The 14,307-nt window shown below is 73.1% G+C and carries 10 protein-coding genes; 5 read left to right on the top strand and 5 right to left on the bottom strand.

What is annotated here, in order from left to right; all coding sequences use genetic code 11:
• The first annotated feature begins 8 nt into the window (after nt 1–8).
• Nucleotides 9–404, top strand: coding sequence for a DUF3054 domain-containing protein (locus CQ044_RS11175; protein ID WP_105688545.1), 396 nt, complete (start codon nt 9–11; stop codon nt 402–404).
• Nucleotides 405–440: 36 nt separating this feature from the next.
• Here CQ044_RS11175 and CQ044_RS11170 read toward each other — a convergent pair whose 3' ends face one another.
• On the bottom strand, nt 441–1,475 hold the full coding sequence (locus CQ044_RS11170) for an endonuclease/exonuclease/phosphatase family protein (RefSeq protein WP_105688544.1): 1,035 nt from the start codon (nt 1,473–1,475) through the stop codon (nt 441–443).
• Between the two features lie 152 nt (nt 1,476–1,627).
• On the opposite strand from CQ044_RS11170, the gene CQ044_RS11165 reads away from it, so the two are divergent.
• A complete protein-coding gene (locus tag CQ044_RS11165) occupies nt 1,628–2,518 on the top strand; it encodes a PHP domain-containing protein (protein ID WP_105688543.1) in 891 nt (296 codons plus the stop codon).
• A 151-nt stretch (nt 2,519–2,669) separates the two neighbouring features.
• On the opposite strand, the gene CQ044_RS11160 is transcribed toward CQ044_RS11165, so the two are convergent.
• Nucleotides 2,670–4,193, bottom strand: coding sequence for a DEAD/DEAH box helicase (locus tag CQ044_RS11160; protein WP_105688542.1), 1,524 nt, complete (start codon nt 4,191–4,193; stop codon nt 2,670–2,672).
• 210 nt (nt 4,194–4,403) lie between these two features.
• Between CQ044_RS11160 and CQ044_RS11155 the strand changes: the two genes are divergently transcribed.
• On the top strand, nt 4,404–5,117 hold the full coding sequence (locus CQ044_RS11155) for a ferritin-like fold-containing protein (RefSeq protein ID WP_105688541.1): 714 nt from the start codon (nt 4,404–4,406) through the stop codon (nt 5,115–5,117).
• Nucleotides 5,118–5,236: 119 nt separating this feature from the next.
• Here CQ044_RS11155 and CQ044_RS11150 read toward each other — a convergent pair whose 3' ends face one another.
• Complete coding sequence (locus tag CQ044_RS11150; protein WP_105688540.1) at nt 5,237–5,524, bottom strand: hypothetical protein; 288 nt, start codon at nt 5,522–5,524, stop codon at nt 5,237–5,239.
• 15 nt (nt 5,525–5,539) lie between these two features.
• Nucleotides 5,540–5,764, bottom strand: a complete 225-nt coding sequence (locus CQ044_RS11145) for a DUF3107 domain-containing protein (protein WP_045272255.1) — start codon at nt 5,762–5,764, stop codon at nt 5,540–5,542.
• 364 nt (nt 5,765–6,128) lie between these two features.
• Between CQ044_RS11145 and CQ044_RS11140 the strand changes: the two genes are divergently transcribed.
• A complete protein-coding gene (locus CQ044_RS11140; protein WP_105688539.1) occupies nt 6,129–9,353 on the top strand; it encodes an ATP-dependent DNA helicase in 3,225 nt (1,074 codons plus the stop codon).
• On the top strand, nt 9,350–12,913 hold the full coding sequence (locus tag CQ044_RS11135; protein WP_105688625.1) for an ATP-dependent DNA helicase: 3,564 nt from the start codon (nt 9,350–9,352) through the stop codon (nt 12,911–12,913). The genes CQ044_RS11140 and CQ044_RS11135 overlap by 4 nt, the downstream gene beginning before the upstream one ends.
• On the opposite strand, the gene CQ044_RS11130 is transcribed toward CQ044_RS11135, so the two are convergent.
• The gene (locus CQ044_RS11130; protein ID WP_105688538.1) at nt 12,859–14,295 is read right to left on the bottom strand and encodes a phosphotransferase; all 1,437 of its coding nucleotides are present in this window, start codon (nt 14,293–14,295) and stop codon (nt 12,859–12,861) included. The two genes, CQ044_RS11135 and CQ044_RS11130, sit on opposite strands and share 55 nt — an antisense overlap.
• Nucleotides 14,296–14,307: the final 12 nt, after the last annotated feature.

The raw sequence follows: 14,307 nt of genomic DNA, 5'->3' as shown, positions 1-14,307 counted from the left end.
GTGGAGGCATGACCGAAGCCGCCCCCGCCCGCCGATCCGCCCTGTCCTGGCCGTGGGCGGTGGGGATCGACGCCGTGCTCGTGATCGTGTTCGCCGCGATCGGACGCGCGAGCCACGAGCACGGCATCGACGCGCTGGGCGTCCTGGAGACGGCCTGGCCGTTCCTGGTCGGGCTCGTGGTCGGCTGGCTCGCGCTCCGGGCCTGGAGAGTGCCCGCCGCGCCGCTGCGCACCGGGGCGGGGCTGGTCGTGATCACCGTCGTGTTGGGGATGATCCTGCGGGTCGTCAGCGGCGGCACGACTGCGGTCGCGTTCATCCTCGTCGCCACCGTGACGCTGCTGGTCTTCCTCGTGGGCTGGCGGGGGATCGCCGCGCTCGTCGCCAGGGCGCGCGCACGCCGCTGAGCCGACGGCGGGATCCGCCCCTGCTCCGGACGGGCGCTAGGGGGTCGCGCGCTCGAGCTGCGTGATGAGCGCGCGGTGGTCGCTGCCGCCGGTGCCGGCGGGGAGGACGGCGGATCCGGTCGCCCGCCAGTGCGTCGTGGCCATGACGTGGTCGATCGGGGCGCCGAGGAGCACCGGCACCGACGTCGGCCAGGTGCCGACCCCGCCGGAGCCGGAGCGCGATGCCGCGTCGCGGCAGGCGCCGAGGTCGCCGCCGTCCGTGCCGAGCCCGCCCATGTGGTCGAGCGTCGCGTTGAAGTCGCCGGCGAGGATCACGTTCTTCCCGGCAGGGCACTGGTCGGCGACCCAGCGCAGATCCCGCGTCCAGTCCGCCATCTCCTCCTGGCGCGGGGCGACCGTGTGCACGGCGACGACGGTGGGCCCGTCGCCCGAGACCGGCATCACGACGGCACTCGGCACCGAGGACGTGTTGCTGGATCCGTCGGCGGAGGAGGGGATGACCGAGTAGTCGCCGAGCGAGGGGGAGATGAGCACCGTGGTCTGCCACGAGTCCGGTCCCTGGGTGACCTCGGGGCGGTACTGCACGTGATGCACCCACATCGGGTGCCCCGCCTCGCGCAGCGTGAGCGCGATCTCCTCGCCCACGGCCTCGGTCGTCTCCGGCAGCGCCACGATGTCGGCCTTCTGGGTGACGATCGTGTTCGCGATGTCGCCGGCGGAGACGGCCTCGCCCGCGGTGTTCCAGGCCAGCACGCGCACGCTCGTCGCGGTCTTCTCGGGCAGGGCATCGGCGGTGTCGACGCCGCGCAGCGCGAGGATGGCGGCCGACGCGCCGCCGCCGAGCAGCGCCACGAGCGCGATCGACGCCGCGAAGCCGCGCAGCGGGCGCGCCAGGAGGAGCAGCAGGGCCAGCACGAGGATCGCGCCGAACGCGAGTACGAGAACCGCGCGCGAGGCCACGATCTGCGTGATCGGGAACGTCTGCTCGAGGTGGAAGAACTGCGGCCAGGTCACGACCGCGGTGGCGATCGCGAAGAGGACGGTGAGGAGGATCCCGATCAGTCGAAACATCGCCTTCGAGCCTAGGCGAGCGGATCTGTGAGGGTTCTGGAGTATGGCCCTGGATCCGCAGAGGACGAGCACGGCGGCGCGGCGCGTGGCGGTCGGCGGTCCACGGCGGCGCGGGGCGGTCTCCGGACGTGCGGAATCGCTACGCTCGGAGGATGACCGATGCCGATCCGACGTCACGACCCGCCCTCTTCGACGGGCCGGTCGATCTGCATCTGCATTCGAACCGCTCCGACGGCACGGAGGATCCCGCGACCCTCGTCGAGCGCGCCGCGCACGAGGGGCTGCGCACCATCGCGCTCACCGACCACGACACGACGGCCGGATGGGTGGATGCGGCCGCGGCCGCGACGGCGCACGGCATGACGTTCATCCCGGGTATGGAGCTGTCCGCCAAGGACGGCTGGCGGAGCGTGCACGTCCTGGCGTATCTGTTCGACCCGACGGATCCGGACCTCGCCGCCGAGACCGCCCGGATCCGCGAGGACCGCATCGGCAGGGCCGAACGCATCGTGAAGGGCATCGCCCGCGACTATCCGCTGCGCTGGGAGGACGTGCTGGAGCAGACGGATCCGGGGGCGACCGTCGGTCGGCCGCACATCGCTGATGCGCTGGTCGCACGCGGGATCGTGCGCGATCGCGGGGAGGCGTTCGACGGGATCCTGCACCCGCGACAGGGGTACTACGAGGCCCACTACGCGCCGGATCCGCTCACGGCGATCGAACTCGTCGTCGGGGCCGGGGGAGTGCCGGTGATCGCGCACCCCGCGGGACGCGAGCGCATGACGGATGCGACCGTGCGGCGTCTCATCGACGCGGGCCTGGCCGGGCTCGAGATCGATCACCGCGAGAACACGGCGGAGGGGCGCGCCTGGCTGCGCGGCATCGCCGCCGAGAACGACCTCATCGTGACCGGGTCCAGCGATTACCACGGCGCGGGCAAGCCGAACGTCCCCGGCGAGAACACCACGGATCCGGCGATGCTGCAGCGCATCATCGACAGCGGTTTCGGCTCCGCCCCGGTGTACCCGGTCCGCACCCGGTAGCCGTTCCGCACCGGGGGAGCTATCCGCGAAACTGCAACTGGGCGACGAGACTGCACATGTGAAGTGCAGTCTCGTCGCCCAGTTGAAGTCTCGCGGTCAGAGATGAGCGCGGTGCGGGGACAGGCGCAGGCGCGCGGGCAGGCCCGCGGGGTCAGGCCCCGGGCTGCGGGGCGCTGCCGGCGGCGGCACCGCCGGAGGGGCGACGGCGGCGGCGGCGACGGCGCTGAGCGGCCGGCTTGCCGTCGTGGTGCTCCGCACCCTGGCCGTCGTGCGTTCCGGATCCCTCGGCGGCGCGATCGGCGTCACCGGAACCGGAGGCCTTGGCGGCGGGAGCCTCCGCACCCTCGGCGAACGTCGATCCGACCTCGTCCTCCGCGTTGCGGCGGCGGCGACGGCGGCGCGTGGTGCCGTCGCTCGTGCCCTCCGCGGCCGCGTCGGCGGCCCGCTGCGGCTCGCGCTGCTTGCGGGCGGGCTTCTCGGACACCGGCGCGGTGACCAGGCGGCCCTTGGTGCCGGCCGGGATGTTCAGGTCCTCGTAGAGATGCGGGCTCGACGAGTAGGTCTCCACGGGCTCGGGCTGGCCGAACTCGAGTGCGCGGTTGATCAGGGCCCACTTGTGCAGGTCCTCCCAGTCCACGAACGTGACCGCGATTCCGGTCTTGCCGGCCCGGCCGGTGCGGCCGGCGCGGTGCAGGTACGTCTTGTCCTCGTCCGGGATCGTGTGGTTGATCACGTGGGTGACGTCGTCGACGTCGATGCCGCGGGCGGCGACGTCGGTCGCGACGAGCACGTCCCTCTTGCCCGCCTTGAACGCGGCCATCGACCGCTCGCGCTGATCCTGACCCATGTCGCCGTGCACGCCGCCGACGTTGAAGCCGCGATCGCTCAGCTCGTCGACCAGGCGCTGCGCCGCACGCTTGGTGCGCGTGAAGATCACCGTCTTGCCACGCCCCTCGGCCTGGAGGATGCGGGCGATGACCTCGTCCTTGTCGAGCGAGTGCGCCCGGTAGACGAGGTGCTTGATGTTCGCCTGGGTGAGGCCCTCGTCGGGGTCGTTCGCGCGGATGTGGATCGGGTTCGTCATGAACCGGCGGGCCAGCGCCACGATCGGTCCGGGCATGGTCGCCGAGAAGAGCTGCGTGTGGCGCACCGCGGGGACCTTGGAGAAGATCTTCTCGATGTCGGCGAGGAAGCCGAGGTCGAGCATCTTGTCGGCCTCGTCGAGCACGACCTCGGTCGCGTGCGAGAGGTCGAGCAGGCGCTGGTTCGCGAGGTCGATGAGGCGGCCGGGGGTGCCGACGACGATCTGCGCGCCGGCCTTGAGCTGGTCGATCTGTCCCTCGTAGGCCTTGCCGCCGTAGATCGCGACCACGCTCGTCGAGCGGTTGCTGGTCAGCAGGTCCATGTCCTCGTACACCTGCACCGCGAGCTCGCGGGTCGGGACGACGATGAGCGCCTTGACGCCGTGCTCGGGGTCGAGACCGAGGCGCTGCACCACGGGGATGCCGAAGCCGAAGGTCTTTCCGGTGCCGGTCTTGGCCTGTCCGATGATGTCCTGGCCGGGAAGGCCCAGGGGGATGGTCTGCTCCTGGATCGGGAAGGCGTCGACGATGCCCTTCGCCGCGAGGGCGTCCACGATGTCCTGATCGATGCCGAGATCGGCGAAAGAAGTCACAGTCTTTGATTGCCTGTCCGGCGGGCCTTGCGATCGTGGCGCCGCCTCGTTGATGGGGTCCACGCCGAATCCGTATGCACAGGCGCGGGGCTCCGATCCGTCGCCGGAGCGGGTTCCAGCCTACCGGAGCAGGCCCCCGTCCTCGGGATCGGATCACGCGGGGCGCGCGCCGCCCCTGATGCGGCCGAGCGGCTCCACTAGGCTGGGCGCGTGGTGAGGTGGTTCTGGCAGCGCGACAAGGCGCCGCGACGCACCCTGGTGCTCCGCTCCCGGGGCGACGTGGGCGACGCGACCCGCGTCGACTTCGCCGAGCTGGCGCCCGAGCTGAACACCTTCCTCGGGCAGGCCGCGTATCTGCAGCTGGGCTACTTCGAGACGCTCACCCGCCTCATCCGCGCCACGGACGATCTGGCGGAGAAGGAGATCCTCTCCCGCGCGGCCGGCGCCGCACTCGCCAAGCACCACGCGATCGTCGCGATCATCGCCGCGCACGGCGACCGGCCGACCGAGGTGATGCTCCCGTTCCGGGAGCAGCTGGACGCGTTCCGGCGGAAGACCCTCGGGCCGCGCATCGCGGAGACCATGCTCGCGGTGTACCTGACGGCCGGGATGCTCGACGATTTCTATATCTCGCTCGCGTCCAGCTACGGCGAGATCGGAGCGGAGGTCGCCAGGATCCTCTCCGAGGCCGACGACCGGCACGAGATCGTCGGAATCGTGCAGGCGACGATCGCGAGCGACGAACAGTGGCGCTCGCTGCTGTCGATGTGGGGACGCCGGCTCGTCGGCGACACGATCCTGGTCGCCAGAACGGCGCTGCGTCCGCACCTCCCCGGCGCCGAGAACGACCGGCTCGAACCCGTCTTCACCGAGCTGATGGGCGCGCACGCCCGCCGCATGGACGCGATGGGGCTCGCGTCCTGACGAGGACGCTCAGCCGGCGGCGATCGCCTGCATCCGCTCGAGCCGGCGGGTCAGCCGCCAGGCGATCGCGACGGGTATCACGCCGAGGATCGCCGCCGGAGGAGGCGGCCACCCTCGGCTCAGACGCCGAGCTCGGCGCGGCGAACGGCGTCGCCGTGGCGGCGCACCCGCGTGAGGAGGATGCCGACGGCCGCGGAGACCACGACGGCGCCGCCCAGGGCGAGCAGCCACAGCCACACGCTCGACTCCTTCAGCCCGGCCCACTGTCCGAGCGCATAGGCCGCGGCCGCGATGGCGGTGGCGACCGCAGGGACGAGGGCCACTCCGCGAAGATCCCGGTGAGGGATCGCGTAGTGCACCACGACGCCGAGCGCGCAGGCGGCGATCAGCGCGAGCAGGATGTACACGCGGCCGGCCTCGGGTCAGGCCACGAAGCCGACGCGGCGGGACTCCTCGGTCCCGAGCTCCACGTAGCCGAGGTTCGCGGTCGGCACGATGTAGGAGTTGCCCTTGGTGTCGCTCAGCGAGAGGTGGCTCGCGCCCTGGTCGAGGGCGCCGGCGATCTGCGCGCGCACCTCGTCCGCGGAGGCCGAGGTCTCGAAGTTGAGCTCACGGCCGGTGTTGATGATGCCGATGCGGATCTCCACGGGAATGCTCCTTGAAAGGTTGAGGTCTCGTCACTCTATCGCGGGGTCCGCAGGGCGGGACCGCGTGTGCCGCGGTGTTCGCCGATGGCGATTGCCCGGGCGACCACAAGTCCGGATCCGGGGCCGCGGAAGGGCGGCGAGCGACCATGACGCCCGGGCGCCCGACGACTTCTGGAGGACGATCGCAGCTTCCGAGGACGGGTCCGGGCGGAATCTCCTGCGGACGTGCATCCGTCCTGCAAATGTGTCCCTGGGCGGCGGGCGGCGGGCCCCGGGCGGCGGGCCCCGGGCGGATCCGCGGGCAGGCCATGACAGACCACCCGGCGCGGAGGGCGATGTCGGTCGCGCCAGATAGCGTGGGAGCATGCCCGCACAGCCCGCCCCCACCCCTGCGCAGGCGGCGGTGATCGACGCGCCCTCGGCGGCGGTCGGCACGGTGATCGGCGCGCCGGGCACCGGCAAGACGCACGCTCTCGTGGAGCGGATCGCGGCGCTCGTCGAGAGCGGCCTCGCCCCCGAGCAGGTGCTCGCGCTGACCCCGAACAGACAGGCCGCCACCGCGCTGCGCGATCGGATCGGCGTGCGCGTGCGCGTCGCGACGCCGGGCCCGCTCGCGCGGTCCCTGGGGTCGTTCGCCTTCCAGTTGGTGCGCGGCACGATGGTGCACGCGGGGCAGGAGCCGCCCGCGCTGCTGACCGGCGCGGATCAGGACCGCATCATCGCGGATCTGCTCGCGGGCGAGGCGGAGGATGAGGGCGAAGGGATCCGCAGCCGCTGGCCGGAGAACCTCGGCGCCGCGGTGCGGTCGTCGCGGGCGTTCCGTTCCGAGCTGCGCGCGTTCCTCGCCGAGTGCACCGAACTCGGCGTCACCCCGGCCGAGCTGGAGCGGTCGGAGCGTCCGGCCTGGCGCGCGGTCGGATCCTTCGCCCTGTCGTATCGGAGCGTGCTCGACCGTGCCCGCGCCGCGCACCGCGATGCCGCGGATCTGCTGGCGGAGGCCGCCGCGATCCTGCGCACCGCGGAGCCGGAGATGCTGGGGCCGCTCGGCCGGCTGCGCGTGGTGCTCATCGATGACGCGCAGGAGCTGACCGCGGGCGGGGTGGCCCTCGTCGCGGCGCTCCGCACCCGCGGGATCGCCGTTCTCGCCTTCGGGGATCCGGACATCTCCTCGGGAGCGTTCCGCGGCGCAGGCCCCGAACTGTTCGCGAGCCTCGTGACCATGCTCGGCGACGTGCACGTGCTCGACGAGGCGCACCGGCAGGATCCGCCGCTCACCGCGCTCACCCGCACCGTGGTGCAGACGATCGGAGCCTCGGGGCGGATCGAGCATCGTCGCGCTCCCGGTTCCGCGGCGGCCGATGCCCCAGGGGACGCGCTGCAGGCGTTCATCGCGCCGTCGCCGCACGAGGAGCACGACCTCATCGCGCGCACGCTGCGGGAGTGGCACCTGCTCCACGGCATCGGCTGGGAGCGCATGGCGGTGATCGCGCACGACACCCGCCAGGTCGCCGCGCTCGAAGCCGAGCTGGCCGCCCGCGAGGTGCCCACACGCGCGGCAGGCGTGCAGCGCCCGCTCGGCAGCGAGACGGTCGTCCGCGACATCGTGGGGATCGTGCGGCTGGCGCTCGCCGAGCCGGCGGAGCGGGATCCGCAACTGCTGGCGGAGGCGCTGCGCACGCCGTTCGGCGGGCTCGACGGCGTGGGGCTGCGGCGACTGCGCGCGCGGCTGCGGCACCTCGAGCTGGAGGCCGGCGGATCCGCCCCGGCGCGACTGCTGCTGCGCGACGGCATCGCCGAACCCGCCAGGCTCGCCCTGCTGGACACCGCCGAGGCGCGCGTCGCGGACCGGTTCGGCACCGTGCTGCACGAGGTGCGCGAAGCCCGGCAGCGCGGGGAGACGATCCACGAGCTGCTCTGGCGGGTGTGGGATTCTTCGCGCGCCGCCGACGGCCGGCGCCTCGCGCTCGCGTGGCAGGAGACGGCGAGCTCGCCCTCCGGCGCCGAGACCGCGCGCGCACTGGACGCCCTGGTCGCCCTGTTCGACGCGGCGAAGCGCTCGGTCGAGCGCGCGCCGGAGAAGGGTCCTGAGGCGTTCATCCATGACATCCTCGACAGCGAGGTGCCGGAGGACTCCCTGTCCGCTCCCGAGCGTCCGGCCACGGTCACCCTGATGACGCCCGCGACCGCGCTCGGCACCGAGTTCGACGCCGTCGTGATCGCCGGAGCGCAGGACGGGGTCTGGCCGAACGTGCGGCTGCGTGGCGGACTGCTGGAGACATGGCGGCTCGGCGAGGCGGTCGCCGCTGCCCGCTCGGGCGAGCCGGAGCACGAGCACTCCACGCTCGACCGGCGCCGGGCGGCGCTGCACGACGAGCTGCGACTCTTCGTGCGGGCGCTCTCCCGCGCCCGCCACAGGCTCCTGGTCACCGCGGTCGACGACGACGACCAGAGCCCGAGCGCGTTCTTCGGGTTCCTTCCGGATCCGCTGCCGCCTCAGGAGCGGCATGCGCATCCGCTGACGCTGCGCGGTCTGGTCGCGAAGCACCGCAGGGTGCTGACCACCTCGTCGGATCCGGTGGCACGTGCCGAGGCGGCGGGGCAGCTGCGTCTGCTGGCCGAGGCCGATGTCCCCGGTGCGGATCCGGACGAGTGGTTCGGCGTGCGCCCTCCGTCCGATGAGCGACCTCTGCGCGACCTCGACACCGGGTCCGTGCCGGTCTCGCCCTCGCGGCTCGAGGCGTTCGAGGAGTGCGGGGTGAACTGGGTCGTGTCCGCGCTCGGCGGCGACACGGTCGCACCGCCGTCGGCCGGGATCGGCACGATCGTGCACGCAGCGATGGAGCACGTGCCGGACGGCGACCTGGAGGCCATGCGCCGCATCCTCGAGGAGCGCTGGGGCGAGCTCGACTTCGAGACGCCGTGGATCGACGCGAAGGAGCGCCGCAGAGCCGACCTCTACCTGCAGCGACTGCACGATTATCTGGCCGAGGTGCGACGCGAGGGCGGAAGGGTGGTCTCCTCGGAGGGCGGATTCCGGTTCGCCGTCGACCTCGCCGCCGAACCCGCCGCGCACCCCGTCGATGCGGAGAAACCCGCCCAGCAGGCGGTCGTCAGCGGCTACATCGACCGTGTCGAGGCGTATCCGGCGGGCGGAGGGGAGCACGAGGCGGCGCGCGGGCGCACCTGGAACACGATGGCGGACGGTGCAGGGGGAGAGCGCGTGGTGGTGGTGGATTTGAAGACGGGCAAGTACGAGCCGGGGACGGAGGCGCTCGTGGCAGAGCACGCCCAACTGGCCGCGTATCAGCTCGCGGTCGAACAGGGACAGGTCGAGGACGCGGATCCCGCCGCGCTCGCCGGTGCTCGCCTCGTGCTCGTCGCGCAGACCATCGGGCAGAGCCCCTACCGCGTCGCGCACCAGCACCGGTTGGGCGATGAGGCGCGGGCCGCCTTCCTGGAGCGCGTGGCCGAGGCAGGGCGCGGCATGGCCGCGTCGAGCTTCACGGCCCAGGTCGAGGCGCACTGCGCCGACACCCAGGTGCGGATCAGCCCGTGCCGTATCCACACGATCCCGGCGGTGAGCGCATGAGCGGCGCGGGGGAGCAGGTCGTCGCGGACGCCTCGGTGGCGGATGACGGCGGGATCGGCGCCTGGGAGGGCGGCCACGGCATCGCCGCCACCGACATCTCGGCGGCCCTCGGGCTGCCCACGCCGACACTGGCGCAGCAGCGGGTGATCGAGGCGCCTCCCACGCCGGCGCTCGTCGTCGCGGGCGCGGGCAGCGGCAAGACCGAGACCATGTCGGGCCGCGTGGTCTGGCTCGTCGCGAACGGGCTCGTCGCGCGGGACGAGATCCTCGGCCTCACCTTCACCCGCAAGGCCGCCGGCGAGCTCGCCGAGCGGATCGCGCTGCGCCTCGACCGCATCGACGAGTACGGCCGCCGCGGCCTGCTGCCCCATCTTCCCGAGATCGTCCGCACCGGCGCGCTCGACCGGGTGTCCGCGGCGGCGAACCCCGCGCAGCGCGCGGTCGTGCAGCGCGAGGTGCTGGACGAGCTCGCCGTGCGATTCGACACCGGCTGGGATCCGGCGGCCCCCCGCGCGGCGGAGGACCTCATCATCCGGCCCCGCGTGTCGACGTACAACGCGTTCGCGGACGGCATCGTGCGCGAGCACGCGGCGCACATCGGCCGGGATCCCGACTCCGCGATGCTCAGCCAGTCGGCGTCGTGGCTCATCGCCCGCGCCGTCGTGCTGCGCGCGGATCTTCCAGGGCTCGACGAGGTGGACCGCTCGCTGAACGGCGTGATCGACGCCGTCCAGCGCCTCGCGGGCGACGTGCTCGACCACCGCGTCGACCTGGAGGCGATGGTCCGCATCGCGGTCGAGCAGGCCGACGACTTCGAGCCCTATCGCGGCAACGCCGACGTGGCCAAGGCCGTGGACAACCTCCGGACGATGCCGATCCTCGCGGATCTGGTCCGCGAGTACATCGCGGAGAAGGGGCGCCGCGGCGTCCTCGACTTCGCCGACCAGGTCGGCGGCGCGTTCGACATCGTGCAGGCGTCCCCCGACGTGCGCGCGGAACTGCGCGCGCAGCACCGGGTCGTGCTGCTGGACGAGTACCAGGACACCTCCGTGATCCAGACCCGGTTCCTCGCCGCGCTGTTCCGCGACGGCGCCGTGATGGCGGTGGGGGACCCGCACCAGTCCATCTACGGGTGGCGCGGCGCGAGCGCCGACAACCTGTACGCGTTCGGGCGCACCTTCGCCGCGGAGCGGACCGCCGAGACCTACAGCCTGATGACCAGCTGGCGCAACGACGAGCGGATCCTCGACGTGGCCAACCGCCTGCTGCTCCCGCTGCAGCGCCCTGGGCTCGACGTCCCGGCTCTCGAGCCGCGTCCGGGATCCGGCGCGGGCCGGGTGCAGGTGCAGTACGGCGAGACCGCGGACGACGAGGCCGCGGCGGTCGCGACGTGGTTCGCCGAGCGCCGCGCCGCGCACGACGAGGCGCAGGCGGGACGCCCGCACGAGGCTCGTCAACACACCGGGGCGATCCTGTTCCGCTCCAAGCGGCACATGCAGACGTTCGCGGGAGCCCTTGCCGCTCAGGGGATCCCGCACCGCATCCTCGGCCTCGGCGGGCTCCTGGCGACGCCCGAGGTCGTCGATGTGGTGTCGGCGCTGCGGGTGATCCACGATCCGACCGCGGGATCGGCGCTGATCCGGCTCCTCGTCGGGCCGCGCTTCGCGATCGGGGTCGCCGACATGGCGGCGCTGTACGATCTGGCGCGCGAGCTCGCCGTGCGGGACGGGTCGCTCGCGCCGCTGACCGACGAGCTCAAGCAGCGTCTGCGCTCCTCGCGCGGCGCCGACGAGGCCGTCTCGATCGTCGACGCCGTCGACTTCGTGCGCTCCGCCCGCGACGACTACCGGCTGCTGGAGCGGATCAGCCCCACCGGCCGCGCGAGGCTGCGCGCGGCGGGAGAGATGCTGGAGCGACTGCGCCGGGCGGCCGGTCAGCCGATCCTCGAGCTCATCCGCACGATCGAGTCGGAGCTGCGGCTGGACATCGAGCTCGCCGTGAACGAGACGCGAGGCCCGGCGAGGGTCGCGGCGACCCAGCTGCGAGCCTTCGGCGACGAGGTGCGCGCGTTCCTCGTCGCGGACGACCGCGGCACGATCTCGAGCCTGCTCGCCTGGCTGGACAAGGCCGAGATGACGGACGAGCTCATGCCCCGGACCGAGCCGCCGGAGCCCGGCGTGGTGCAGCTGCTCACGATCCACGGCTCCAAGGGGCTGGAGTGGGATGCGGTCGCGGTGGTGCGGCTCGTCGAGGACGAGCTGCCGGGGCGGATCTCCGACGCGCAGGGCTGGTTCGGATTCGGCGTGGTGCCGTTCGCCCTGCGCGGCGACTGCGACGCGCTGCCGCGGTTCAGCTGGGATCCGCAATCGGCCAGGGACGCCGTCGGCGACGACCCCCGCAAGCGCGAGAAGGCGGCCCTCGACTCGCTCGCCGCGGGCGTCACCAAGGCCTATCCGCACGGCGGCGCGCTCCGCCGGTTCAAGGACGACTACCGCGACTACCAGCGCGCCGAGGAGCGCCGGCTCGCCTACGTCGCCGTCACCAGGGCGCGCACCGACCTGCTCCTGACCGGCTCGCACTGGTCAGGGCAGAAGAACATGCGCAAGCCCAGCCCCTACCTGCTGGATGCGATCGACGAGCTCGGCCTCGACCCGCTGCCCGGGCCGGAGTCCGAGGACAACCCGTACGAGGGCGCGGCCCGCACGAGCGTGTGGCCGATGGATCCGCTCGGCGGACGCAGGGACCGGGTCGCGGGCGCGGCCGAGGACGTGCGCCGCGCGATGGCGGATCCGGAGGCCCCGGCACCGAGCGAGGAGCTCGAGCGACTGCTGGTCGAGCGGGCGGCCCGCCAGCGCGGGATGATCGCCGACGCGCCCACGCGCGTACCCGCCTCACGCTTCAAGGACTACGTCACCGACTACGGCGGCACGATCCGCACGATCGCCCGACCCATGCCCGAGCGCCCCTACCGGCAGACCAGGCTCGGCACGCTCTTCCACGCGTGGGTCGAGCACCGCTCGGGATCCGTCGGCGTCGGAACCTCTCTGGACGACGCGCTCTGGGAGCTGGACGACGATCTCGCCTCGCTGTCCGGGGGAGACACGAGCCCTGCCGGCGAGGCAGGGGACGAGATCGCCCGCGCGGATGCCGAGGACCTCGCGCGCCTGCGGGAGATCTTCGAGCGCAGCGAATGGGCGACGCTCCAGCCGATCGCCGTGGAGACCGAGATCGACTTCGCCCTGCCCGTCGGCGAGGGCGAGCCCGCGCGCATCGTGATCTGCAAGCTCGACGCCGTCTACCGGCGCGAGGACCGGGGCGGACGGATCGAGATCGTCGACTGGAAGACCGGCAGGCCGCCGGGGACGGCGGCCGAGCGCGAGGAGCGCATGCTGCAGCTGGCGCTGTACCGGCTCGCCTACCACCGCCGGTTCGGCGTGCCCCTGGACGAGATCGACGTGGCGCTGTTCTACGTCGCCGACGACCTCGTGCTGCGGGGCGACGTCGTCTACTCGGAGGAGGCGCTGGTCCAGCGCTGGAACGCGGCCCGCGCCGCGCGGTGAGCCTCGGCGACATCGGGGTCGGAGCCCGCGATGCCGCCCTCGCTCGGCAGCAGCGTGCCGGGGCGCGCCGGGCGATTCTCGTCCTCGTCCTCATCGTCGTCGGGGAGGCTGCCACGAGGGTCGCTGCCGGTGGAGGAGAAGGACTCGCGCAGGTCGCCGAGATCCTCGGTGGCGTTCGGATCCAGGTCCGCGATCGCACCGGTCGCCGTCAGATCCTCCCGCTCGGCATCGTCCGCTGCAGGGTCCTGCTCGCCCTGCTCCGGGGCCCCGGCCTCGGAGCGAGTTCCGCCGCGCGGCCCGAAGGCGGAGGTGTCGTCCATCGAGATCCCGGCGAACGCGCTCGCGTCGTAAGTGTCGGTCTGCATCGAGGTGTCGATCCTGGTCGCGCCGGTGGCGGGCACGCGGTCCAGGGCGGACATCGCCTCGTCCACGCCGGCGCCGGCTCCCGCGCGCGGGGCCAGGTCGTCGTGGATGCCGTCGGCGAGGGCGTCCAGCAGCTGTGCGGCGTCGTCGACGATGTCCGCGCGGTGCGTGTCGTGCCCGTGCAGCAGCCAGCGCGCCAGCTCGAGCTCGGCGAGCAGGCGCGCCCGCGGGGAGAGACCCTCGTCGGGGGCGCGCAGCGTGGCCGACGCATAGGCGTCGAGCACGTCGGAGCGCGCGTCGGCGGCCATGGTCAGCCAGGCGAGGTCGACGGCGGGGTCGCCGATCGACAGCGCATGCCAGCCCACCACGCCGGTGACGCGGGGGCCGCGCTCGTCGTCGTCCGCGAACAGGAACGATTCCGCGTGCGCGCCACCCAGAGTGACTGCGGATTCGAAGCGCCACAGGTCGTCGGCCTCGACGGCCTCGCGCCAGCGGACCGTGAGACGCGCCGAGACCCGTCCGGTCGAGGCGGCCCGATCGATGAGGACGCGTACGTCCTCGCGGGCCTCGGCAGGCGTCCGCTCGGCCAGGCCGGCGTTGCGCACGACGGAGACGGGCAGCGCGTGCACGCCGGCGATCGCCTTGCCGATCGCGACGGCGGCGCCGGGGCCGGACGGCACGTCCGCGGCATCGATCTGGAAGCCGGGCAGGAGCGTGGTGACCAGGGCGCGCGTGTCTCCGACGCGTCCGTCGCCGAGGTGCTCCGGTGCGGCGAAGCGCAGCATCGAGCGCGCACCGGGCGTGAGCGCGCGCAACGCCAGGCTCTCCTTGGCGAGTTCGGAGGCGGTCTCGTCGTCGTTCGATGCGCGGATCGCGACCTCGGTGCCATCGGCCAGCGTCGCCACGGCGGAGTCGAAACGGGCGTCGCCGTCGGACGAGAGGGCACGGGCGCCGACGACATCGGCTCCGGGCACCGCCGCCGTGACCGCCGCGGCTAGAGTGAAGGGTGAGCGCGCCATGTCACCAGGGTA

Source organism: Microbacterium sp. MYb64 (assembly GCF_002979495.1).
Lineage (GTDB): Bacteria > Actinomycetota > Actinomycetes > Actinomycetales > Microbacteriaceae > Microbacterium > Microbacterium azadirachtae_A.
This window is presented reverse-complemented; position numbering and strand designations above follow the sequence as displayed.

Coding starts and splice junctions, on each gene's coding strand:
- CQ044_RS11135 (WP_105688625.1), top strand. CDS start 9,350: ATGAGCGGCGCGGGGGAGCAGGTCGTCGCGGACGCCTCGGTGGCGGAT.
- CQ044_RS11175 (WP_105688545.1), top strand. CDS start 9: ATGACCGAAGCCGCCCCCGCCCGCCGATCCGCCCTGTCCTGGCCGTGG.
- CQ044_RS11165 (WP_105688543.1), top strand. CDS start 1,628: ATGACCGATGCCGATCCGACGTCACGACCCGCCCTCTTCGACGGGCCG.
- CQ044_RS11140 (WP_105688539.1), top strand. CDS start 6,129: ATGCCCGCACAGCCCGCCCCCACCCCTGCGCAGGCGGCGGTGATCGAC.
- CQ044_RS11170 (WP_105688544.1), bottom strand. CDS start 1,475: ATGTTTCGACTGATCGGGATCCTCCTCACCGTCCTCTTCGCGATCGCC.
- CQ044_RS11130 (WP_105688538.1), bottom strand. CDS start 14,295: ATGGCGCGCTCACCCTTCACTCTAGCCGCGGCGGTCACGGCGGCGGTG.